This is a genomic window from Micromonospora mangrovicola, from assembly GCF_047200535.1.
Taxonomy (GTDB): domain Bacteria; phylum Actinomycetota; class Actinomycetes; order Mycobacteriales; family Micromonosporaceae; genus Micromonospora.
Map to the genome: position 1 here is coordinate 14,181 of NZ_JBJZOG010000026.1, position 23,083 is coordinate 37,263.

The 23,083-nt window shown below is 69.3% G+C and carries 21 protein-coding genes and 1 pseudogene; 10 read left to right on the forward strand and 12 right to left on the reverse strand.

Translation table 11 applies throughout. The features are described 5' to 3' along the window. Window positions 1–240: 240 nt before the first annotated feature. The 4 genes from ACL02O_RS13175 to ACL02O_RS13190 are packed head-to-tail and all read right to left on the reverse strand — an operon-like array spanning window position 241 to window position 3,021. Window positions 241–1,365 (reverse strand): sensor histidine kinase, encoded by a 1,125-nt coding sequence (locus ACL02O_RS13175; protein ID WP_412818328.1) that lies wholly within the window; start codon window positions 1,363–1,365, stop codon window positions 241–243. Then, window positions 1,365–2,090, reverse strand: coding sequence for a response regulator (locus tag ACL02O_RS13180; RefSeq protein ID WP_412818329.1), 726 nt, complete (start codon window positions 2,088–2,090; stop codon window positions 1,365–1,367). Before ACL02O_RS13180 ends, ACL02O_RS13175 begins: the two co-directional genes overlap by 1 nt. A gap of 5 nt (window positions 2,091–2,095) precedes the next feature. Further along, window positions 2,096–2,767, reverse strand: coding sequence for a hypothetical protein (locus ACL02O_RS13185; protein ID WP_412818330.1), 672 nt, complete (start codon window positions 2,765–2,767; stop codon window positions 2,096–2,098). Between the two features lie 5 nt (window positions 2,768–2,772). Continuing rightward, entirely contained in the window at window positions 2,773–3,021 is a 249-nt protein-coding gene (locus ACL02O_RS13190) for an SHOCT domain-containing protein (protein ID WP_412818331.1), read from the reverse strand. A gap of 67 nt (window positions 3,022–3,088) precedes the next feature. Here ACL02O_RS13190 and ACL02O_RS13195 point away from each other — a divergent pair, with 67 nt between their 5' ends. Continuing rightward, window positions 3,089–3,247 carry a hypothetical protein gene (locus tag ACL02O_RS13195; RefSeq protein WP_412818332.1) on the forward strand — a complete coding sequence of 53 codons (159 nt, stop codon included), beginning with the start codon at window positions 3,089–3,091 and terminating at the stop codon, window positions 3,245–3,247. Window positions 3,248–3,346: 99 nt separating this feature from the next. On the opposite strand, the gene ACL02O_RS13200 is transcribed toward ACL02O_RS13195, so the two are convergent. The 4 genes from ACL02O_RS13200 to ACL02O_RS13215 form a co-directional block, all read right to left on the reverse strand. Next, window positions 3,347–4,018: a DNA-binding response regulator gene (locus ACL02O_RS13200; RefSeq protein ID WP_412818333.1), complete on the reverse strand. Its 672-nt coding sequence runs from the start codon at window positions 4,016–4,018 to the stop codon at window positions 3,347–3,349. A 14-nt stretch (window positions 4,019–4,032) separates the two neighbouring features. After that, window positions 4,033–5,295: an ATP-binding protein gene (locus ACL02O_RS13205; RefSeq protein WP_412818334.1), complete on the reverse strand. Its 1,263-nt coding sequence runs from the start codon at window positions 5,293–5,295 to the stop codon at window positions 4,033–4,035. An 80-nt stretch (window positions 5,296–5,375) separates the two neighbouring features. Continuing rightward, the gene (locus ACL02O_RS13210; RefSeq protein WP_412818335.1) at window positions 5,376–9,515 is read right to left on the reverse strand and encodes a golvesin C-terminal-like domain-containing protein; all 4,140 of its coding nucleotides are present in this window, start codon (window positions 9,513–9,515) and stop codon (window positions 5,376–5,378) included. 167 nt (window positions 9,516–9,682) lie between these two features. Beyond that, window positions 9,683–10,126 (reverse strand): peptidoglycan-binding domain-containing protein, encoded by a 444-nt coding sequence (locus ACL02O_RS13215; protein ID WP_412818336.1) that lies wholly within the window; start codon window positions 10,124–10,126, stop codon window positions 9,683–9,685. A gap of 604 nt (window positions 10,127–10,730) precedes the next feature. On the opposite strand from ACL02O_RS13215, the gene ACL02O_RS13220 reads away from it, so the two are divergent. The 6 genes and pseudogenes from ACL02O_RS13220 to ACL02O_RS13245 all read left to right on the forward strand — a co-directional run bounded on the left by ACL02O_RS13220 (window position 10,731) and on the right by ACL02O_RS13245 (window position 16,114). Beyond that, a complete protein-coding gene (locus ACL02O_RS13220; protein WP_412818337.1) occupies window positions 10,731–11,858 on the forward strand; it encodes a Re/Si-specific NAD(P)(+) transhydrogenase subunit alpha in 1,128 nt (375 codons plus the stop codon). Beyond that, a complete protein-coding gene (locus ACL02O_RS13225; RefSeq protein WP_412818338.1) occupies window positions 11,858–12,160 on the forward strand; it encodes an NAD(P) transhydrogenase subunit alpha part 2 in 303 nt (100 codons plus the stop codon). The genes ACL02O_RS13220 and ACL02O_RS13225 overlap by 1 nt, the downstream gene beginning before the upstream one ends. Further along, window positions 12,157–13,530, forward strand: a complete 1,374-nt coding sequence (locus ACL02O_RS13230; RefSeq protein WP_412818339.1) for an NAD(P)(+) transhydrogenase (Re/Si-specific) subunit beta — start codon at window positions 12,157–12,159, stop codon at window positions 13,528–13,530. The genes ACL02O_RS13225 and ACL02O_RS13230 overlap by 4 nt, the downstream gene beginning before the upstream one ends. Before the next feature lie 154 nt (window positions 13,531–13,684). Beyond that, window positions 13,685–14,531, forward strand: a pseudogene (locus ACL02O_RS13235) (ABC transporter ATP-binding protein). Further along, entirely contained in the window at window positions 14,528–15,289 is a 762-nt protein-coding gene (locus tag ACL02O_RS13240; RefSeq protein WP_412818340.1) for an ABC transporter permease, read from the forward strand. The pseudogene ACL02O_RS13235 and the gene ACL02O_RS13240 overlap by 4 nt, the downstream one beginning before the upstream one ends. A 54-nt stretch (window positions 15,290–15,343) precedes the next feature. Beyond that, window positions 15,344–16,114 (forward strand): MerR family transcriptional regulator, encoded by a 771-nt coding sequence (locus tag ACL02O_RS13245; protein WP_412818341.1) that lies wholly within the window; start codon window positions 15,344–15,346, stop codon window positions 16,112–16,114. Window positions 16,115–16,374: 260 nt separating this feature from the next. On the opposite strand, the gene ACL02O_RS13250 is transcribed toward ACL02O_RS13245, so the two are convergent. Further along, window positions 16,375–16,938 (reverse strand): PadR family transcriptional regulator, encoded by a 564-nt coding sequence (locus tag ACL02O_RS13250; protein WP_412818342.1) that lies wholly within the window; start codon window positions 16,936–16,938, stop codon window positions 16,375–16,377. A 77-nt stretch (window positions 16,939–17,015) separates the two neighbouring features. Here ACL02O_RS13250 and ACL02O_RS13255 point away from each other — a divergent pair, with 77 nt between their 5' ends. From ACL02O_RS13255 to ACL02O_RS13265, 3 genes are all read left to right on the forward strand, one after another. Beyond that, complete coding sequence (locus tag ACL02O_RS13255) at window positions 17,016–17,432, forward strand: nuclear transport factor 2 family protein (RefSeq protein ID WP_412818343.1); 417 nt, start codon at window positions 17,016–17,018, stop codon at window positions 17,430–17,432. Window positions 17,433–17,448: 16 nt separating this feature from the next. Then, window positions 17,449–18,474: an LLM class F420-dependent oxidoreductase gene (locus ACL02O_RS13260; RefSeq protein ID WP_412818344.1), complete on the forward strand. Its 1,026-nt coding sequence runs from the start codon at window positions 17,449–17,451 to the stop codon at window positions 18,472–18,474. A gap of 234 nt (window positions 18,475–18,708) precedes the next feature. After that, the gene (locus ACL02O_RS13265; RefSeq protein WP_412818345.1) at window positions 18,709–19,899 is read left to right on the forward strand and encodes a serine hydrolase domain-containing protein; all 1,191 of its coding nucleotides are present in this window, start codon (window positions 18,709–18,711) and stop codon (window positions 19,897–19,899) included. A gap of 150 nt (window positions 19,900–20,049) precedes the next feature. Here the strand turns inward: ACL02O_RS13265 and ACL02O_RS13270 are convergent, their stop codons facing one another. From ACL02O_RS13270 to ACL02O_RS13280, 3 genes are all read right to left on the reverse strand, one after another. Then, entirely contained in the window at window positions 20,050–21,042 is a 993-nt protein-coding gene (locus ACL02O_RS13270) for a DUF1152 domain-containing protein (protein WP_412818346.1), read from the reverse strand. Between the two features lie 813 nt (window positions 21,043–21,855). Further along, window positions 21,856–22,464, reverse strand: a complete 609-nt coding sequence (locus ACL02O_RS13275) for a class I SAM-dependent methyltransferase (protein WP_412818347.1) — start codon at window positions 22,462–22,464, stop codon at window positions 21,856–21,858. Window positions 22,465–22,473: 9 nt separating this feature from the next. Next, the gene (locus tag ACL02O_RS13280; protein WP_412818348.1) at window positions 22,474–22,962 is read right to left on the reverse strand and encodes a hypothetical protein; all 489 of its coding nucleotides are present in this window, start codon (window positions 22,960–22,962) and stop codon (window positions 22,474–22,476) included. Between the last annotated feature and the right edge of the window lie 121 nt (window positions 22,963–23,083).

Sequence of the window (23,083 nt, forward strand, 5' to 3'; positions counted from 1 at the left end):
CCTTCCCATCGTTGATCAACCTGCCGGCCGGTCGCTCCTGCCATCGGGGCGGTTCAGGGTGACCCTCCGTCCGCAACAATGACGCAGAATTCGGCGGAAGAGCCGTCCGGAGACCATGAAGATTCACTGAAGAACGGGCCCGAGACCCACGCACGGGCACGCTGATCGCACCGGCGACGGACGATCCGTGCCTCGACGGCCCGTACCCCGCGGCCCCGGGGCTCGTGCGCCCGCCCCACGTCAGCTTCGACGGATCGGGCTCGCGGGCAGGGTGAGGGTGAAGGTGGCACCAGCTCCGACACCGGCGCTGGCCGCAGACAGCCGGCCGCCGTGGGCCTGGGCCAGCGCCCGGGCGATGGACAGTCCGATGCCGCTGCCCCCGGTGGCCCGACTCCGGGCAGGGTCCGCCCGGTAGAACCGGTCGAAGAGGTGTGGCAGGTGCTCGGGGGCGATGCCCTCGCCGGTGTCGGCGACCGCGACGTTCACCTCGCCGCCGCGAGGGCTCGTGCTGACCGTGACCGTGACGGTTGCGCCGCCCGGTGTGTGCCGTAGCGCATTGCCGAAGAGATTGTCCAGGATCTCCCGCAGCCGGTCGGGGTCGGCGAGCACCCGTGCCGGCACCGGGCTGCTCCGGTGCCCAAGGACGACGCCCTTGTCCGCGTAGCCGGCGGCGGCCCCGCGCACCGCCTCGTCGACCACGGCATCGACGTCCAGCGGCTCCATGCGCAGGTCTGCCCTACGTTCCTCCGCCCGCGACAGGCCGTCGATGTCGTCGGCCAGCCGGTCCAGCCGCCTGGTCTGATCGCGTAGGGTGGACCAGGTTTCGGGGCCGGCCGGAATGACACCGTCCTCGATCCCCTCCAGGAAGCTGTCGACGGTGGCGATGGGGGTACGCAGCTCGTGCGCGAGGTCGGCGAGCAGCTCCAGCCGACGGCGCTCGGTGTTCTGCAGCGTGGCGGCCATGTGGTTGAACGCGTCGTCCAGCGCGGCGAGCTCGGATCCCAACCTGCTCGGTGGCATCCGCGCGGCGTAGTCGCCGTGGCCGATGCGGGTCGCGGCTGCGGACAGTTCGCCAAGCGGGCTCGCCAGCCGTCGGGTGATGAACCAGCTGACCGCCAACGACGTCACCAGGGCGGCGCCTACCGCTACCCCGAGTGAGACGAACAGCGTGGTGAGCAGAGCTGATTCAAGATCATGGGTCATGCTGGCGGACATGCCCATCATGCGGCGCACGTGACCGCGGAACAGCCCGGGCGCGACGCCGAACGCCACCAGCACCAGAGTGATCGCCCCGGCGAGCACGATCAACGACTGCGCGATGAACAACCGGGTCGACAGCCGGTCGGCCCGTAGCCTGGGCCGCATCAGCCGGGACCCATCCGGTAGCCCACGCCGCGCACGGTGCGGATGTAGCGCGGGTGGGCGGCATCGTCGTCAAGCTTGCGGCGCAGGTTACCGACGTGCACGTCGATGACGTGGTCGTCGCCGTACCAGTCGCCGCCCCAGACATGGTCCAGGAGCTGCCGCCGGCTGAACGCGACGCGAGGCTGCGCGCTCAGGGCGTCGAGCAGGTCGAACTCGGTGCGCGTGAGCTCCACGACCCGGCCGCGCACGCGAACCTCCCGCCCGGCCACGTCGATCTCCAGGTCGCCGAAGCGGCGGGTCTTCGGCTGCGGCGCGGCCACCGCCGTACGCGGGCGGCGGAGCATGGCGCGGACTCGAGCCACCAGTTCCCGTGGCGAGAAGGGTTTCGTCAGGTAGTCGTCGGCGCCTACCGACAGCCCCACCAGCTTGTCGACCTCGTCGCTCTTGGCGGTGAGCATGATGATGTAAGCGTCGCTGAAGGTCCGGATACGCCGACACACCTCAACGCCGTCGATGCCGGGCAACATGAGGTCCAGCACGATCACGTCCGGCTCGGTGTCGCGTGCCGACTTCACGGCGGCGTTGCCGTCTCCAGCGGTGGTCACGTCGAAGCCCTCCCGGGTCAGGTACCCGGAGACGACCTGCACCAGAGGTGGCTCGTCGTCGACCACCAGTGCGCGGAACCGGGCACCTCCGGTGCCCGGTTCCACCCGTTCAGCCTGCATGCCGCCTATTCCTCGCTCATGGTGATGAACTTCCCGTGCCAGGTGTGGTCCCACACGGCCCCGGTGTACGCGTTCACCGACAACATGCCGACCGGCGTCCCGTGCCGCAGCGTGTGGAGGGTGTAGTACCCGGGGAACTCGTCGGCGTTCCCGACCGACAGTCCCCTCCCCTGCCGATCCAGCCACCGTTGGGCGATGCTGGTGGCGTCGGTCGCCGACACGCGGACCGCCCCGGTCGTCGCACCGGCGTGCATCCCGTAGCCGGTGTTCCACATCATCGCCGGACCGTACTCGATGGTCACGCCGCCGTCAGCGGGATCGATCAGCACCTCCGTGGCCCCGCGCCCCGCCGTGGTGCTCAGCTCCGCGTAGTAGCCATTGTCGAACTGCATCGTCTCCCCGACGCGCAGGCCGAGCCGGTCGGCGAACACGGCCGCGCGTTGGCGGGCCTCCGCCAGCGAGTCGATCCGCTGGCCGTCACCGGGCAGGCCATAAGCACCGCCCATCATGCCGGCGTCGCCCATCGCGCTCGCGCCGCTCATCATGCCGGGGCTGGAAGGGCCGCCCATCATGTTCCACCCCGAGGGCGATGAACCGGTCGCCCAGGCTGCCCCGGTCGTGACCGCTGCCACCGCCGCGACGATCGCCGCGGCCAGCGCCGCCCGCTTGCGCATCATCGTCCTCACCTCCGCGCCGAACGGGCTGCCGCCAGGTCCTCGCGTGCCCGCCGGTACTGCTCGACGTCGATCTCGCCGAGGGCGAACCGACGGTCGAGGATCTCCTCCGGCCGCTCCGGCCGGCCGGCCTGATCCGAGCGGGTCCGCGGCAGGAGAACACTGACGCCCCAGACGATCAGCCCGACAACCACGATCCAGAACAGGGCCATGAAGATCCAACCGCCCATTCCCATGCCCCAGCCGTAGCCCATCATCGCCGTCTCCCTACCTCGCCTTTCGAGCCTTACAGCCTTCATGCTCCAGCGGGCGTCTCAATGATCCGTGAGGCCATCAGTCAAGATTTGGTCAAACCTGGTCGAGCACCTCGGCACCGCGCCGGCCGGTCAGGAAACCGACATCGCACCTCGCTCCAGCGAGGAGGAGATCATCACCATCGTCGAGGAACTCGGAGACCTCGTGAGCGCCCTGCGAGGACGCTGAGCCGGAACACAAGCTGGAGGTCTACCACAGCCTCGGGCTACACCTGACGTACGACCCGGAAACACAAACGGGTGCGGGCAAGTTCGCCGCTGGTCGTGGCTATCCTGACGCTGTTTTCCACCAGTTGGTGGGGGTGCCCCCGTCCGGCCAGAACTCGAGCAGGTCGCCCGGCGCGAGCCCGAGCGCGTGCTCGATCTCGGCAGGCGTCGCAGATGCGAGGTAGTCCGACAACGTCTCAGTGATGTCCTTCCAGTATCCGCGCAGTGTGCTCTCGGCCGTGAAGAGGCGTCTCGCGAGTTGGCCGTAGCTGAATCCACGCGCGCGACCGTGCAGCACCTGCCGCTGCCGATCGGTGAGCACGGTGATCGCCTTGCGCCGCACCAGCACCTCGAGGAGCCCGATGACCGATTGCGGGATCACCGTTCCTCCGCCGGCGACGTCGAGAAATTTCTGCTGTGCCGCGGCGGCCGACAGCGACTTCGACACGATCCCGTGTGCGCCCGCCGCGATGCAGGCCGCCAGGACGAACCGGCGCTCCTCCTGGCTGTAGACGCAGACCCGGTACCCGCCGTCGGTCAACGCGCGGATCGCGGCGATGCCCTGCCGCACGTCGGGCTGGGTGGCGTTGGCGAGGTGCAGATCGAGGACCACCAGATCGGCCGGGGGCCTTCTTCGCACGAGCTCCTCCACCGTGGGAACGGCCGCCACGACCTCGATGTCGGACATCAGTAGAGCGATCGACTCCCGGATGACCGAGGCGTCGTCGACCACGGCGACGGCTGGCCTCATGACGCCGCCCGCGCGCGCCTGGCGAGCGGCGGTGGACCAACCTGCGCCGCGTAGGTGATCGTCACCGTCGTCCCGTCCCCCACCTGAGAGGCCACCGCCACGGAGTACCCCCTGCGTTCCAGTTCGCCGACCACGACCTCGCGCAGGCCGACCCCCTGGCTGGTCGAGGTGGAGTCGAAGCCGGAACCGTTGTCGTTGACCGTCAGGATCCACGACCCGTCGGGTTCGGCGTCCAGGTGGACGACGACCATCTCGGCCTGTGCGTGCTCGCGGACATTCAGCAGAAGGGTGTCCAGTGCTCGCGTCACGACTTCGACCTCCGCCGAGGTCATCCTGATCCCCGTGCCGAGATCGAGTGCGAGCTCGATCGGCAGGTCCCTGAACCTGGCACAGGTTTGGCGGACCGCGCCCGCGAGTGAGATCGCGCCCACCTGCGACTGATGTGGGTCGGGACGATCGGCGGGTTGCGTCGTCGTGTCGGGCGACGACTGGCGGCTCAGGTAGGCACGCATTCGCTGTAGTTCCACCTCCGCATGCTCAAGCAGGCGTATCCGGGTCGCGTCCGGAAGGTTGGGCTCGGTGAGGAGGCGCATCACGGCCACGCCGTTGTGCATGAGAACCTGGGCGTGGCGTTCCTCCTCACGACGGGCCAGCTCGGCCGCGATGGCGCGGGACGCGTCGGCGTCCCGCGCGATTCGCCGCATGTACGTGCTGAACATGCGGCACACCAGCGCGTAGACCACGAACGTCAGCTCGTTGCCGATGACCGTGGTGAACCCCGGCCCCTCAAGGGTGGCGCCGGACACATGGACCACGTAACTGCCCGTGACGGCGAGCAGGCCGGCCGCCAGCACGAGCGGTGATCTCGCCCCGACGGCGGTGATGATCACGGACAGTGCGTTGCCTGGCTGGAATCCCACCCAGGTGCCGACGCGATTCTCGGGGCCGACGACCATGGGTCCCACGAGCATCACGACGCTCGCGAATGCGAAGTCCGCGAGAATGTAACCGGCACCCAGCGCCCGGCCCTTCACCAGCGATGCCACGCTCACCGACAGCGCGGCGAGCGTCGCGACCAGCCAGGTCGTGAGGTACAGACCTGGCCGTGGGGATGACTGCATGCCCGGATAGAGGGTCGGGACCATCTGAGCGACGGTGCCCAGGCGGACGCCGGCGATGAAGATGGTGAACGCACGCTCCACACCGGCCGTCGTCGTGGGCAGCGCGCCGAACCTGTTCCGGGCGACGTACCCCCTCATGGCCCTCCTGACTCCCTGCGCGGCCGCGCAGCCGTCCGGCCGATCCCCGGCGGTGCCAAGATAGCTGCGCGGCCGTGGCATCACGAGCCTGGGCTCGGCGGGACCGGGTTCCACGGCACGTTGGGCACCGGGGCGGCCAGGGCCGCGTTGATCCCCGCCGCGTAGGCGGTGGTGCCCTGGTCGTTCGGGTGGAACGAGGCCATGCTCGGTGAGTTGTCGCCGTCGCCCTGCTTCGCCAGCGCCAGTCCGTTGATCCAGTTGAACCCGAGTGGCTCGCAGGCGTCGTGCCGGAGGAACCAGTCGTCGACGGGGGCGAATGTCACGTTCAGCCCGTCGGTCGCCCACAACTTGAGGACCAGATCCCCCTGGCTCCGCGTCAGATACGTCTGCAGCGGAAGGATCGCATTCAGCTCCCAGGGTTCGACCCAGCAGGCCTCGGCATCGTCGATCCGGAACACCGTCGGATACGTCGCGAGCACGATCCTGGCATTCGGCGCCTGCACGGCGATCTTGCGTAGGAGCTTCTCCGTGTCGGGGATCGTGCGGTCGTCCAGCTGGTCGTACACGGTGTCCCAGATCGAGGACTCCTGACACAGCGGCAGGCTCACGCAGGTGGTGAGCACGTTCGAGAAGAGGTCGCCGTCGTTTCCGCCGATGGTCAGGATGACGTAGTCCGTGTCCGCGCTCAGGACCCCGGAGTAGACCTGCGGGAACTCCGACCACTGCCCCTTTCCGCGATATCCGTCCTCCTCGTCCGTGACCCGGGAGTACCAGGGCACGGTCAACTGCTCGGTCACCGCGCCGGAGCACGCGACGAAGCCCAGTTCGACAGCGGAACTCCACTGGTCCTCCAGCGTGCCCACCGACTGGCTCATGCCCGGCATGACCAGCTTCCTCGCCCACGCCTCGGGGCTACGCCGGCACGAGTTCTGCCATTTCAGATCGCCACCGTCAATGTTGGTCTCGGCGTAGTAGCCCGCCGGCCCCGAGCCGGCCGGGTCGCCGGTCCCCTCGCCCGACGAGTAGGAGTCACCGAGCACGGCCACCTTGACGGGTTCGCGGGTCAACGGCTGGAACGCGACCGCGTCCCACGCCACGTTCTCGGTGCCGTCGCCGTCGAGGGTGACGTTGGTGAGGCTCACGCTCGGCACCCCGTCGAACGCGAACGCGCCCAGCGAGACCCAGTTGTTGGCCTGCCGCTTCTGGTTGAGGTAACGCACGGTCGAGCGGCCGTCGCCCAGGTGGATCGTGTACTTGGCCTGCTGGGTCCGCGCGCCGTGGTCGGGCAGGTGCACCGCCACCCGCATCCAGCCGTGCACCGAGCGGTTCAGCGTCCAGGTGCCGACCACTTCGAGCCGGTCCTGGATTCCGCCGGGGCTTCCCGACCGGGTGTGGCCGAAGATGAAGCGCCCGCCGAAGCCGGCGCCGAGCTGGTGGATGTCGACCTTCGACGGCATCGTGCCGTCGGGGTCGCTGGCGAAGCTCATGGTGAAGGCGCCGTCGCTCGCGATGTCCGCGCATGGCCGGACGGAGGGCACCCCGTCCACGTCGTTGTCGACGATGTACGCGCCCGGCGGCGCGGCATTGCCCGACGCCGACGCGCTGCGGCTGCAGTTCGGCGGGTACGCGGTCCCATTCGCCTCCTCCGGCCAGTCCTCGGGGAACCGGATGAACTCATACCCGCACTCGACGCTGCAGTCCTTCCACGTCGCGGGACGGTTGTACCAGCAGCGATAGTCGGGGGTGCCCTGCTCGGTGCTCAGGCAGGGCCCGGGGATGTCCGGGTGATCCTCTTCACTCCATGGGAACGTACCGACCAGTTCCTTGGCGCACCGGTTCGTCGTGTCGCAGAACGTGTCCATCGGGGGCTTGACCGCGTACCGGTAGCCCTCGGTGTTCCACCAGGCACCGCGGAACGCGGGCACCTCCTTACCAGGCGCCTCGTACAACCCCATGGGCCAGGCCGCCCAACCCATGACCCGCTCCGGGTACGGCCACCAATTCGGGTGGACGGCATCCGAGAAGTGGTTGTTGTGGAGGAACGGTGCGCGCTCAGGGTCGTACTTGGGGTTGGCGGGGTTGTTGTGCCAGCCGACCCCCCAGGCGCCGTTGTTCGTCGCGGCGTCCGACTGCGGGTAGAACCCCGAGTTGTACGCCCAGGCGGCGTAGAACCAGTTCTCGATGTTGCGCGGATTCCCGTTGTTGATGATCAGGCCGGCGTTGTACGTCTGGTTCCACTTCTGCACGAGGATCTGCAGTCCGGCGGCGATGTTGGAGGCGTAGTCCAGCGCGATCGCGTGCTGCTGCTGATACGTGCGCTCGCCGATCCGCATCCCGTCGGTCACCTGCATCACCCCGTAGCCGCAGTCCGCGTCGGCCATGGAGATGTCCCAGTCGTCGTCCTCCGTGCCGTTGTAGATGTCGATGCCGTAGTAGTTGCCGATGAGCGGGTTTCCGGTGACGCCGGGCATGGCGTACCTCGCGGCCTGCCACAGGTTGGATTCCTGCATGGCGATGCCCAGGACGACCTGCGCCGGGACGCGGCTGGTGGGCCAGCCGGCGATCGCCGGGGTCGGGAAGAGGTCCAGCGGCCTGGTGCTGCCCAGCTCGACCCGGGTGCGCCAGCCGTCCACGCCCGTGGGATTCCACAGCGTGTTGAGGTTTCCGGTGACCGCCTCGTTCACCGCCCATTCGACCTGCCGGGGCTTCGGCTGCATGGCCTGCCGCCGGTGGTCGTTGCGGGCGATCGCGCAGGTGCGTTCACCGGCGGACTCGGGAAGGTCGTCCTCCACCAGAGCGCCCGAAGCGGTCGTCGTCGACACGAGGTTCAGCGCCGGCGAGATTTCGTCTCCGGGTCTACCACGGCGGGCAGTGCCGGCGGCCGGCGGAGATTTCCGGTCGGGTGGCGTGCCGGCGGCCGTGGGGTGGGCCAGATCGATGCCCAGCCGGACCGTCTCGTCGGTGGCCGGCACGGTGAGCGACAGCTCGATCGAGGCCGCCTCGTCCTCGGTCTGCGGGACGCGGCCCCTGGTCCAGTCGACGTCGTGAACGAAGGTCGCGGCGGTGGTGCTGGCGCTCGCGCCAGGTGGGACCCCAGGGGCGTGCTTGAGATAGCGTGCGGAGCCTCGAACCTTCGCCGGGCCGAGAATCGCGATCGTGCCGTGCGCGGCCGGGGTGAGACTGAATTCGCCGAAGGCGCCGCGGGCGATCTCCGCCGGCCTGGTCGCCGGGGCGTCGCCGGTGGCGGCGGACCGGGGCGAGCCGCTGCGCGCGAGTTGCTCCCGACTCAGGCGCAGCGCGACCAGTTCGTCCCGTGCCGGCTTGCCCGCGTTCGGCGGGGTGGGCGGGCGCGTCGCCTCGCCAGCCGGTGCTGCCGCCGGAATGCGGTCCAGGAGCACCACACCGCCGTCGGCGTCGGCGGTCAGCCGGAAGGGCACGCCGGTGCTCCTGGCGACCGTCGCGACCGTGCCGTGGTCGTCGACCCGTACGACGTGTGCGCCCTTGGCCGCGACGATCTCGGTCCTGCTCAGGGGAATCGCCGAGGTAACCTGCCCGTCGACCTCGACCGGCTTCGCCGCGACCCTGCCGCGGCGGGCGTCGACGATCGCCAGACGGGTTCGCCCCTGGTCGTCGTGTGCTCTCGCCTGCGTCAGGACGGCCAGGTCGCCGGTGCCGCACCCGGGGTTGAAGTAGGCGAGGGAGGCGGTGACCCCCAGCTTGGTCACCCTGCCGGTCGGCAGGTCGACCACCGCGGTGAAACCGCCTCGGTCGTAGAGGTCGGGTTTGTTCGTGAACGACCGGGGCGCGTACACGGCGACCACCCTGTCGCCGGAGGACGTCAGGCACGCCTGTCCGACCCACTGGTCGACGTCGACCAGGCTCTCCCGCAGGGTCGCGACGACCCGCCACGCGTATCCTTCGGCCGCCTCGGCCTTGAGGATGTGGAACCCACGCCCGTCGGCCGCGGTGGCCCAGGCGACGTCGTTCGAGGTCTTCCAGGCCGGGGTGAGCACGCGGTCACGGCTCTGTTCCGGAACTGCCTGTGGGGCGAGCCGTTCGCCCCGGGACTCGGACTGCTGGCCGTCGGGCGTCGCACGGCTCCGTCCGGGCTCGGTGGGCGGCGCCGCCTGGGCGGACGCGGCGGAAGGGCTGAGAAGCCCGGCCACGAGCAGCAGTACGGCGTACGTGCGGGCGCGGACAACCTTGGGACGGGTCTGCATGTGCGTCTCCGGAGGTGGGAGGGCTACGGGGTCTCGCGTTCACGCCGTCGAGGTACAGGTGGCACGGGTTCCGCTGGTCGACCGAGGACCGCCGTCGAGCGAGGGGGCCGAGGATCGGCGTGGGTGCCGGGCCGATGGCCGCCGGCCCGGCACCCGCGTACCACCTGTCAGAGTCCGAACCACTGGATACGGATGGCCTTGTCGAAGCCGCGCCAGGTGTTGGGGCCCGGGATGCCGTCGACCGGGCCCTCGTAGCCGCCCTCCTGGGCGACGCGCTGGATGCCCTTGTAGGTGTTCGTGCCCGGGATCCCGTCGATCGGGCCGCTGTAGAACTTCCTGGCCGTCAGGTACCGCTGGACGCCCATCCACGTGTTCACCCCGGGGTACCCGTCGGCGGGTCCCGTGTAGCCGTGGGCCGCGGCCGGTCCGGCCTGGACGCGGCACCACATCGGCTGGTCGGTGGCGCTGCCGCTGTTCGTCAGCCGGGACATGTTGTCCTTGCAGTACTGGGTGATGTAGGAGTTGGCGGCCTGGGCGGGCTGGGCGATCGCCAGGCCGGTGAGTGACATGCTCAGCGCGACGGCCACCGCGGGGATTCGCTTCCAGTTCATGTTGTTCCTCTCCTAGAACGTTCGCATGGTCCGGACGCCGCCATGGACATGGCGGCGTGCAAGGGACTGCTGTGTCCGCGACCGGCTGCCGGCACGTGCCTTGATTTCCTTGGCCCTGCGGGCAGCTACGGTGTCGGCAACCTCTGATTCCTCGTGCTCTGTGCGATCTTGGTGACCGCGCTTACCGCGATCGATCTGGCTGCGACGCTAGTCATCGTGCGCGGTCGCCCGCACCCAACGAATCCGCGAAAACCGCGGCACCACATCCATTACGGCGACGCCACCAACGACGACCCCTGGCTGTTCTCGGATCAAGGGGCTCGGATCGGGAGGCTGTCGCCGGCGCCATCGCCGCGCGTCTCGCTGTTCCCTCCACCTGTCCGGTGGACGCCGTCCAAGCCGAGAGGTGAACGGGTTGCGCCCAACTCGCAGGCGAAGACCGCCGCGCCCGGCCGTCCTGTCGCGACGAAGCGCGAGCGACTCAGTTCGCCGTCACGGTGCGTAGCCGGGCTCATCGGTGAAGTCCGGGCCGCGCGCGGGGTGACGCGTTCGACCCGCCGAAGAGACTGGTGTCATTATCGGGCGCAGATTAGCGTCATCGGTCATGAAGGTGGCCGTGGTATGTGAGACGCTGCCCGACGAACGGCGCGTGGCGCTGGTCCCCGACGCCGTACCGCGACTGGCCAAGGCGGGCCTGACCATCGGCGTCGAGACCGGCGCGGGTGATGCGGCGGGCTTCCCCGACGACGCCTACCGCGATGCTGGCGCCGAAGTGGGCACCGACGTCTTGGACGGTGCCGGGGTCCTGCTTGCGGTCCAGCCGCCGGCGCCGGAGCAGGTCGACCGGCTGGCGGAGGGTGCGCTCGTCGTCTCGTTCCTACCCGCCCCACGCGAGCTGCACCTCATCGCGGCGATCCGCGACAGCGGCCGCACCGCGCTGGCGATGGAACTGATTCCTCGGATCTCTCGGGCGCAGAGCATGGACGCGCTGTCGTCGCAGGCGCTCGTCGCCGGCTACCGGTGCGCGATCATCGCGGCTGAGCGGCTGCCCCGGTTCTTCCCGATGTCGATGACAGCCGCGGGCAACGTGCCACCGGCCAAGGTTCTCGTCGTCGGGGCCGGGGTCGCCGGGCTCCAGGCCATCGCCACCGCCCGGCGGCTGGGTGCGGTTGTCAAGGCGTACGACGTGCGGACCGCCGCCGCGGAGGAGGTGCGCAGCGTCGGCGCGGACTTCATCGACCTGGACCTGCCGGCGCTGGACGGTGCCGCCGGCTACGCCCGGGAGATGAACGAGGAGCGTGCCCGGCTGCAGCGCGAGCGACTGACTCCGCATGTGGCAGCTGCGGACGCGGTCATCACCACAGCCGCGGTACCGGGACGCCCCGCCCCGGTGGTGGTGACCCGCGAGATGGTCGCGGCGATGCGACCCGGCGCAGTGGTCGTCGACCTCGCCGCCGAGCAGGGCGGCAACGTGGAAGGGTCGCAGCCGGGTCGGGAAGTGATGATCGGCAACGCGCGGGTCTGGGGTGGACGGAACGTGCCCAGCCAGATGCCGGGCCAGGCCAGCCAGTTGTACGCCACCAACCTCACCAACCTGCTGTTGCTGATGACGGAGGACGGCAGCGTCCGCCCTGATCTGGACGACGAGATCGTGGCCGGGTGCTGCGTCGTGCACGCCGGCGAGGTCCGGCACGAACCCACCCGCGACCTGCTCGCGGCGAAGGAGGCCTGATGGACGGCGTCGCTCTGCTCACCGTGCTGGTGCTCGCCAGCTTCACCGGGTACGAGGTCATCGCGAAGGTGTCATCGACCCTGCACACTCCGCTGATGTCGGGCTCCAACGCCATCAGCGGGATCATCCTCGTCGGCACGGTGGTCATCGCCGGGCAGGCGGACTCGCCACTCGTGCTCGGATTTTCCCTCCTCGCCGTCGCGCTGGCCGCAGTGAACCTGGTCGGCGGGTTCGTGGTCACCGACCGGATGCTCCGGATGTTCGGCAGCCGCAAGCAGACCGTCCGGGAGCCGGCCAAATGAGCAACGACGTCGCCGACCTTGCCTACCTGGCCGCCGCGGTCTGCTTCATCGCGGCGCTCAAGGCGCTCTCCTCGCCCCGGCGCGCCCGATTGGGCAACGCGGTCGGCGCGGCCGGTGCGCTGATCGCGGTCATCGTGGTGTTCGTCGCCGAGCGCCCCGACAACCTGCTGCCGATCCTCGGCGCCCTGCTCGTCGGGGGCGCGGCCGGGCTGGTCAGCGCGCAGCGGGTGGCGATGACGGCCATGCCCCAGATGGTGGCCGTCTTCAACGCCCTGGGCGGGGCGGCCGGGGCGATCGTCGCACTCGTGGAGCTCTACCACAACGCGGAAGGCGCATCGCGCGGCCAGCTGGCGGTGGCCGGTTTCACCATCCTCATCGGCTCGGTCGCCTTCTCCGGCTCGATGATCGCGTTCCTCCGCCTGCAGGCGCTGATGACGGGACGCCCGCTGATCTTCCCCGGCATGCGGTGGATCTTCGGGGCTCTCCTGGCCGCGGCGCTGGTGGCCGGGGTGTGGATTCCGTTCGGTGCGTCGCTGTGGGTCGCGGTTCTGCTCACCGTCGTGAGTCTCGCCGTAGGGGTGCTGTTCGTGCTGCCGGTCGGCGGCGCGGACGTACCCATCGTCATCGCCCTGCTCAACGCCTTCAGCGGCATCACCGTCGCCGCCAGCGGCTATGTCCTGAGCAACAGTCTGCTGATTGTGGCCGGGACCCTGGTCGGTGCCTCCGGAGCCCTGCTCACCCAGCTCATGGCCAAGGCCATGGGCCGGTCCGTGGGAAACATCCTCTTCGGCGCGTTCGCCGGCGGGTCGACGCTCGGCGCCGCCGCCGTCTCCGAACGGCCGGTCCGAGCCGCGGGGCCGGAGGACGTCGCCATCCAACTCGGATATGCCCGGCGGGTCGTCGTCGCTCCCGGCTACGGGCTGGCGGTTGCGCAGGCCCAGCACGCCCTGCGAGACCTCGCCGACGAGTTGGAGTCGCGCGGTGTGGAGGTGCTGTACGCGATCCACCCGGTCGCGGGCCGGATGCCAGGTCACATGAACGTGCTGCTGGCCGAGGCGGACGTGCCCTACGACAAGCTCAAGGACATGGAGCACATCAACCCGGAGTTCCGGACCACGGACGTGGCCCTGGTCGTCGGAGCCAACGACGTCGTGAACCCGGCGGCGCGCAACGCGCCCGGCTCCCCCATCTACGGCATGCCGATCCTCGCCGCCGACGAGGCTCAGTCGATCGTCTTCCTCAAGCGGTCGATGCGGGCAGGCTTCGCGGGAATCGAGAACGACTTGATGCACGACCCGAAGACGACATTGCTCTTCGGCGACGCCAAGGAGTCTCTGCGCAAGCTGGTCGCCGCGGTCAAGGCGCTGTAGCCGGTCGGTTACGAGCGCCGGCTACGGGGCCTGCTCGTACTCGTGGACCAACCCGTACGCACCTTCGTGCGTCGCACCGCGCCCAGATCGACGACCGAGGGACCTTGCTTTCGGGCTTGACCTTGACGCAGCGTCAACCCTGCATGCTGGCGCCATGTCCAGAGATCCCCAGCTGACAACCGAGCAGGTCCGCGGACCTGCGATCCAGGTCCAGGGCCTGAAGAAGTCATACAAAGAGCTCCACGTGCTCCGCGGCGTGGACTTCGACGTGGCGCGGGGCAGCATCTTCGCCCTGCTCGGCTCCAACGGGGCGGGCAAGACCACGGTCGTGCGGATCCTGTCCACGCTGCTCAAGCCGGACGCCGGGACGACCAGCGTCAACGGCTTCGACGTCGCCACACAGGCGGCGAACGTGCGGGAGTCCATCAGCCTGACGGGACAGTTCGCAGCCGTCGACGAGATCCTCAGCGGCCGGGAGAACCTGGTGCTGATCGCCCGGCTGCGGCATCTGAGAAATCCGGGCCGGATCGCGGATGACCTGCTGGCCCGCTTCTCACTGACTGACGCGGCCGGCCGGAAGGTGTCGACGTATTCGGGGGGCATGCGCCGCCGCCTCGACATCGCGATGAGCCTCATCGGGGACCCGCCGGTGATCTTCCTCGACGAGCCGACGACCGGGCTCGATCCCCAGGCACGTCTCGAGGTGTGGCAGGCCGTCAGGGAGCTCGCCAGGCAGGGCACGACCGTGCTGCTCACCACGCAGTACCTCGACGAGGCCGAACATCTCGCCGACCGGATCGCGATCCTTCACCAGGGGCGCATCATCGCCGACGGCACCCTCCCCCAGCTCAAGCAACTGCTCCCGCCCGCCAAGGTCGAGTACGTCGAGAAGCAGCCGACCCTCGAGGACGTCTTTCTCGCCATCGTCGACGACGAGGGCACCGACAGCAGAGTAGGCGCCGCCAGCCCCGACGGCACGAACAACTAAGGACCCTCGATGACCAAGCACTTCCTCGGTGACACCGCCGTCCTGCTGGGGCGATCCCTGCGCCACATCAGCCGCAGCCCGGACACCATCATCACGACCGCGATCATGCCGATCGCATTCATGCTGCTGTTCGTCTACGTGTTCGGCGGCGCGATCCAGACCGGATCGGACAGGTACGTGAACTACCTGCTGCCTGGCATCCTGCTGATCACGGTCGCCTCCGGCATCTCCTACACCGCCTACCGGCTCTTTCTGGACATGAAGGGCGGCATCTTCGAGCGGTTTCAATCCATGCCGATCGCACGCGCATCCGTGCTGTGGGCGCACGTGCTGACCTCGCTGGTCGCCAACCTGATCTCGCTCGTCGTGGTGGTGCTGGTCGCCCTCGTCATGGGCTTCCGCTCGAGGGCCGGCGCGCTGGACTGGTTCGCGGTCGCCGGCATCATGGTGCTGTTCACCCTGGCCCTGACCTGGCTCGCCGTCATCCCGGGCCTGACCGCGAAGTCCGTGGACGGCGCGAGCGCATTCTCCTATCCGCTCATCTTCCTGCCGTTCATCAGCTCGGCCTTCGTACCCACCGAAAGTATGCCCGGCCCCGTACGCGCCTTCGCCGAGAACCAGCCGGTGACGTCCATCGTCAACACCATCCGCGGCCTGTTCGCTCAGCAGCAGGTCGGTGGCGACATCTGGATCGCCCTCGCCTGGTGTACCGGCCTCCTCATCGTCGCGTATGGCGTCGCCTTGGCCGTCTACCACCGCAAGATCAGTTGACCCACCCACCACCGGACCAGTTGACGATGGGTCTCCTTCGTGCAGGCTGAAGCCATGCTGACGATCGGACGGCTGGCGTCATACGCCGGGGTGACCATCCGCGCGGTGCGGCACTACCACCAGATCGGACTGCTCCGGGAGCCGGAACGCGACGCCTCCGGCTACCGAACGTACGACGCGGTCGCGGTCGTCAGACTCATTCGGATCCGGACCCTGGCCGAGGCCGGCGTCCCGCTGGCCCGGGTCCGCGAGCTACTCGACGCTGACCCCGAGACGTTCGCCGCCGCGACCACCGAGATCGACCGGCAATTGCGGGCGCAGATCCGCGCGCTGCAGGAGCACCGGCGGCGGATCGCGCGACTGGGCTGCGGCGATTCCTTGGCCGTCCCTGAGGAGGTGATCGACTACCTGAACCGCCTGCGTGCCGCCGGAGCGCCGGCGGCACTCGTGGAGGCTGAGCGCGACGGGTGGATCCTCATGGCGGCGCGATGGCCGGAAGCGATCCCGGCGTTCATGGCCGACAAGGTGGCCCAGCTGGCCAACCCGAAGGTCATCCGACTCTACCAGCTCATCGGTCGGATCGCGGAGAACTGGAAGGACGAAGAGCTGCTGCGCGAGACGGCCGACCTGATGAGCGAGCTGTTCGAGGAGGCGGCGGCCAGCGGGGAGCTGGACCGGCAGGACGAGGTCATGCCCGACGCGGCGTTCATCGGCCTGATGGACTCGTTCGCCGATGCTGCCCACCCCGCCGTCGCGCGGCTGCGGGACCTGATCGCCGAGCGTGGTTGGACCGGTTGGACCCGGATCGAGAAACGCGAGCCCTGAGACGTCACGCCGTGCCCGCATTCGCCTCTGCTCAGGCGCACGCACTTGCCGGAGATCACCACGGTACGCGGCGAGGGGCATCGATGCCTGGCGCGGTCGCGCCGACGTGCGTGCGTCGACGCCCCCTTGAGGAGAGGGCCGTAGATGTTTGCCGGAGCGGGCGGACTCCGCCGATAGAGGACCCGAGGCGTCCTGACGCAGCGGTCGGGAACGCCCGGGGCGGGCGAAGCCGCCGCCGCCCGAATGAAGCGCGGACGTCGTCAGCGCGGCAGCGGTGCCCGGGCGCGCAGCAGCGCCGCGGCCCGCTCGCACCACTCGCGGTTCTCCTGCTCGAACCGCCGGCCGCGCAGACACGTCAGATACGGCCCGATGCGGTCGCCCTCGCGCAGGAACGTCTCCTCGTCCAGTTCGCCGCGCAGCCGCTGGAGCATCCGGTCGAAAATTTCCACCTTCGCCGCCGCCGTGACCGCACGCTCCTCCAGCTGGGCGATGACCGGGGCCGGGTCCAGCCGGTCGACCGCCTGGACCATGACGAGCAGATCCTCCCGGATGGACGACGGCTTCGACGGCGTCGCAGCGAACGCGGCCAGCTCCGCGAGGCCGGCGTCGGTGACGGTGAACAGTCGCTTGTTGGGCCGGTCCCGCTGGATGACCTGACGGCCGGCGATCAGCCCCTCGCGCTCCAGCTTGGTCAGCTCGGCGTAGAGCTGCTGGGGCACCGCGTACCAGAAGTTCGACAGCGACACGTCGAAGGTCTTGGCCAGCTGGTACCCGCTGTACTCACCGTCGAGCAGCGCCGCCAGCACCGCGTGGCGCAACGCCATCAGCCACACCTCCCACTTCCCTCGCTGCATAGTCAGTGATATGACTACTCCTATCGTTGACTATACGGGAGGCCGCCGTGACGACCGTCGAGCGGTTCCGTGCCGCCGTCGAGGCCCGGGACCTGGCCGCGTTCGACGGGCTGTTCAGCCCGGACGTGCGCTTCTTCAGCCCGGTGAAGTTCACGCCGTTCGAGGGGGCGCAGGCCGTCCACGGGCTCCTTCGCGTGCTCCTACGCACGTTCGAGGATTTCCGGTACGTCGGGCAGCTGGCCGGCGAGGTCGAGCTCGGCACGGCGGGCCGGCCGGCCGAGTCGCACATCCTCATCTTCCGCGCGACCGTACGCGGCAGGCAGATCCACGGCCTCGACCTGCTCCAGCTCGGCGACGGCGGCCTGATCGAGGAGTTCACGGTCATGGTCCGCCCCCTGTCCGCCGTCAACACGTTGAGCGAGGCGGTCGTCGCCGGTCTCGCCGCCGACGGCATCACCCCGTGACACGGAAGGTCGCACGATGAAACTCGGATACACCACCGGCTACTGGTCCTCCGGCCCACCCGCCGGCGTCGCGGAGGCCATCGCGGAGGCCGACCGCCTCGGCTTCGACTCGGTCTGGGCCGCCGAGGCGTACGGGTCGGACTGCCTGACCCCGCTCGCCTGGTGGGGCGCCAGCACCTCCCGCGTGCGGCTGGGCACCAACATCATGCAGATGTCGGCCCGTACGCCGACCGCCGCCGCGATGGCGGCGCTCACCCTCGACCACCTGTCCGGCGGCCGGTTCATCCTCGGGCTCGGCGCCTCCGGCCCGCAGGTCGTCGAGGGATGGTACGGCCAGCCGTACCCGCGGCCGCTGGCCCGCACGCGGGAGTACATCGAGATCATCCGCGCCGTCCTCGCCCGCACCGGCCCGGTCCGGTACGACGGTGACTTCTACCAGCTGCCGCACCGCGGCGGCACCGGCCTCGGCAAGCCACTGAAGTCCACCGTCCACCCGCTGCGCACCGACATCCCGATCTTCCTGGCCGCCGAAGGACCGAAGAACGTGGCGCTGGCCGCCGAGATCGCCGACGGCTGGCTGCCGTTGTTCTTCTCCCCCAAGGCGGACGGCTTCTACCGCGCCGCGCTGGCCGACGGATTCGCCCGACCGGGCGCCCGCCACGGCCCGGACGAGTTCGAGACCGCCGCGACAGTGCCGATCGTCGTCGACGACGACGTGGAGCGGGCGGCCGACCGGATCCGCCCCTTCGTAGCGTTGTACGTCGGCGGCATGGGTGCCAAGTCGGCCAACTTCCACCGTGACGTCATCGCCCGCCTCGGGTACGAGCGGGAGTGCGACGTCATCACCGAGGCGTACCTGGCGGGCAACAAGCAGGAGGCCATCGCCGCCGTGCCGACCGCACTGGTGGAGGACATCGCGCTGATCGGGCCGGCCGCGAAGATCAAGGACGAGCTGCAGCGGTGGCGGGAGAGCGTGATCACCACCCTGCTGGTCCAGGGCGGCCCACGGCAGCTGCGCCAGATCGCCGAGCTGGCCGGCTGACCACACGGGTTCGCCTTGGAAGACTTCGCCGCTGCGCCCCTGTGCTGACGCCACCGTACCGGGAGCACCAGGCGGGGGCACCGCTGGACGTCGGTGGACGAGTCGGCCCAGCGTCGTCGGCAGCCTCGCCCTCCCGCAGGGCAAGCCATCTCAGGCGTCACCTACCGGTGCAGCAGACCCGTGCGGTCGTCGCGCAACCTGTAACTTGCGAACGGACGAGATGAGGAGGAACAGGTGGCTGCTGGTGGCTTCTCGTCGAAACGGCTGGCTCGGGTGCGGGAGCTGCTCGAGCGTCACGTCGAGTCCGGCTTCGTCCCGGGTGTGGTGGCTGTTCTCGCCCGACGCGGCGAGGTGCACATCGAAGCAACCGGCAATCTCGCGTTCGAGGGCGCAGGGGCGCAGACGCCGATGGCAGGCGACACGATCTGTCGGATGGGCTCGATGACGAAGCCGATCGTCGCCGCGTGTGCGATGACGCTCGTCGAGGACTGCACCCTGCGCCTCGATGACCCGGTCGACGACCTCCTCCCGGAGCTGGCGGGCATGTCCGTGCTCGCCGATCCCCACGGGCCGATCGAGGACACCGTTGCGGCGAAACGCCCGGTAACGCTACGGGATCTGCTGGCCTACACCCTTGGCACCGGCATGGTCCCTGTCGAGCCGGGAACGGTCCCGATCGCCGACGCGCTGAACGCACTCGGACAGCCGCCGCCGGACGAGTGGGTCCGCCGGCTCGGCGCCCTTCCACTCGTCCACCAGCCAGGTGAGCGCTGGATGTACGACACCGCCGCCAACGTGACGGGCGTGCTCATCGCCCGGGCCACCGGCATGTCATTCGGGGATGCCTTGCGCGAGCGGATCTGCGATCCGCTCGGGATGACCGACACCGCCTTCAGCGTGCGCGACGAGAGCCTCGACCGGCTGGCGGCGGCGTACGAGCGCGACAGTGCCGCCACCGGTGAGCCGGTCGTCGAAGACGCCCCCGACGGGCGGTGGAGCCGGCCACCGACGTTCGAAAGCGGTGGCGGCGGGCTCGTCTCGACCGCCGATGACTACCTCGCCTTCGCTTCGGCTCTGCTCGCCGGCGGCGCCCACCACGGCGGGCGGGTGCTCTCCCGGCCGTCGGTGACGCTGATGACGAGCGACCACCTGACCCCGGCACAGAAGGCGGTCTCCGGGTTCTGGCCGGGGTACTTCGACACCATGGGCTGGGGTTTCGGGATGTCGGTCCGCACCCGCCGCACACACCTCGGCCCCTCGGTCGGCAGCTACGGATGGCCCGGCTTCTACGGCACCGCCTGGTACAACGATCCCGCCGAGGACATGACGACGATCTGCATCATGCAGCGGGCCCACGCGGGCGACCAGAGGCTGCCGATGTGGCACGACTTCTGGACCGCTGTTTACCAGGCGATCGACGACTGACCGCAGGAGCCGGAGACCGCCGAGCCGGGCAGCGGTGTCGCATGCGGCGCCCGCAGGCCGGACCAGTTCGGCTGAAGGTGTTCTCCCGGCTGCGGCAGGACCTGCCCGCGATGACGAAAGGCCGCACTCTCCTGGCCGCCGTCCGGACGCTCAATGGGGAAACGCGCGGGGGATGCGTGCGCTGAGGAGTTCGTCGCGGAACGCTTGGATGCGCGTGATGACCTGTCGCCTGCCGATGGTGTTCTCGATGTGGTCGAGGTACAGGCAACGGGCGGCGAGTTTGTCGAGGTCGACGGTGAAGTAGACCGCCATCAGCGGGTTGACGAACAGGTCGCCGCCGCCGGTGCGCCGGGTGAATCGGACGTCCCCGAAAGCGCCGCTGGTGGCGGCGGCGATCTGTCCCTGAACGATGCTCGGCCGGTCCGGGGTGGCGGCCTGGGCGTCGGCTACGGCGTCTCGGTACAGCGCCGCCTCCCGGCTGGCACCGGGGATGGACAGGGCGCCGAGGTAGCCGCCGTCGCGGTCGAGCGCGGCGAGATTCTCCAGCACCTGGACGTGGTTGACGCCGTCGTAGGCGTCGATGCCGAAGCCGAGACTGGTCACCAGCTTGACCGGTACGTCCACCGCGGCCACGGCGGCCAGACTGGTGATGTCCTCCACCGGGGTGCCGAGGTCGCTTTCATCGCCACGCAGCAGGACATCGGTGCCCCCGTCGACCAGCACCACCGCATCGATGTTGAGTTGTTCGACCAGGTACCGGTACGCCGCCCGTAACGGCTGGACGCCGAGCGGCGGAAAGGCGTACACGGTCGACGGCAACTCCTGAGTCGCCAGCCACCGGGCGAGCGTGCGTTCGGGGAAGTACCAGTCCGGGCTGGTGGTGTCCGGCTGCACCGCCGCGACGTGCTCCGCCACCCACGCCTCCCGATCGATCAACTCGAGCTGGGAGAAGGACAGGCTGGCCAGGTGCACCTGGGCGCCGCCACGCCACAGGGCGAACGCCAGGGGCAGGCCGGCGTACACATCGAACCCCCCGCCCGCTCCGGCGATGAGGATGCTCCGCGCTGGAGCCAGCACGGCAAACAGCGGCGGAACGGCCAACGAGAACGTACCGGGGTCGGCCGGCAGCGCGGCAGGTTTCATCACCGCTCCATGATCAACTGAGGAGGCTGTCGAATCCGCTGGCCAGGTCGGCAACATCGGGAACCCTCGTGGCGTTGCTCCACGTCCCTCAATCAGCGGCGCGAGCAGAGTCAGGGCTGACGCTTGGTTTCGGCTGCTCACGTGCCCAGAACTGGCGGCGCCTACGAACCATGAGCGGAACGGTAGCGCCGCCGATCCCCATAGCCACGAGCGTCAAGACCCATACCGGGGCTTGAGGCAGTATTAACCACATGCCGAAGAACAACATCGGTATGAAAAGGGCGGCATCCCAGTACACGTGGTTCTTCGACCACTCCTGGATTGTCGCGGGCAAAATCGCAGAGCCAACGAACATCACGCCGTAGAACAGCCGGCCGCCATTCCGATGACCCACCCACGGTGGTTACCCACGCCGAAAGCCATCAAGGCAGCTGGCGGCGTGCACACCGTCAGACGCGACCACCGTGGCACTCCCTCGAACCATCGGATCCAGGCGAGAACGAACGAGGTAAACGGGCCGTGGGCTCGGGCATCGCTGGACACCGCGGTAGTGTGCAGCACCGCGCGCGGCGCAGCAACCCGGTGTCGCTGCGTCAGGAATGAGTGCTGGCCGGCAGTCGAGCATCCCCTCATCGCCGGTGCGGGCATCGATACCCGTCCGGCCGCCTTCGGAATGGGGAACCGTGTAACGTCCGGATCTAGCCGCGAGTCGAGCGCTACACGACGTCACGGCACCCGTTCGGGTCGGCCGTCCGGTCGTGCCACCAGTAGATAAGTAGCCGATGTGCGAGCACGGAGGCGCGCCGACTCAACTCACCGCTCGGTTGCGATTGCCGCGATGGCGGCATGTGGCCGATGATTGCCTTCGCTGGGCCGCTGCAGGCGCTCAACTTCCGTGAAGCCGGCTCGCGCCAGTCGCTCGGAGAACTCGTCGACGGGCCAGCGATAGGCGGTCGCGACCTTGTGGTCGAAGGCGGCGACCTCGTCGCCCACGAAGAGACCAAGCACCAACGTTCCGGCCGGGGCCATTACGCGCCGGAACTCAGCGAGCACGTCGTCGAGTTCTTGCGGCGGCAGATGGATCAACGAGCCCCAGGCCAGGATGCCGGCGATGGAGTGGTTGGCAACGGCGAGATTCTCCATCGACCCGAGTTGGTAGCTACCGTTCGGGTGGACTGCCTGCGCATGGGCGATGAACTCGGGGACCAGGTCGATTCCCGTGGCGTTGACGCCCAGCGAGCAAAGGTAGTCGGTGATATGGCCAGGCCCACAGCCCAGATCGAGCACCGGGCCAGGCCGGCCCGCCAGATGGCGCCCGATGAAGGCGAGGTCGTCGGCGTGTACCTGCTGGCTTGTACCGAACAGCTCGATGTAGAGCCCCGCGACGGACGCATATGCCTGTCGAACCTGCTCCATGTTCACCACGTGACCTTATGGGCTCTCGGATTGGCAGAGCAGGCCGGGGCCAGCGCGGGGAAGCGCGTCGGTTCTCGCGGTGCCCGCATCCGGCGACGAGCGCAAGGTCAGCTGCGCACTTCTGCCGCTGACCGCCCAGCACGCAACATCACAGTCGGTCAGTCGAGGCGGGGATCGGCCTGGTCGACTGGAGTGCTGCTGAGCACGAACCACGGCAATGTCCCAGCCCTCGATGGTCCGGAGCGCCAGCGGCGCTGGCGGGCCGTCCGAGGCGATCAGCACCGGGATCAGCACGAGGATGGCGTACGGGCCGAGCGTGCGCGGCAGGAACCGGGGCGACCAGGCCCAGACCGCCGCGCGGACGATGGCCACGCCGGCGGTGACCGGGCCGACAACGGTCACGATCGGGGAGACGCTGGACGGCATGTCGCCGAGGTCCCGGTTGCTCGGCCAGATCACCTCGGCCCCGGCGATGATGAGCTGACCGACGATCGCGCTGGCCAAGCCCACCCCGGGCGACGCGGCCGTGGCCACCGGCGGCTGAGAGCGCCAGGCCGCTGCGGCGGTCGTTTGGGGGTCCGGCACCCGCCGGAGGTACCCGGCACGCTCAAGGCGGTCGAAGGAT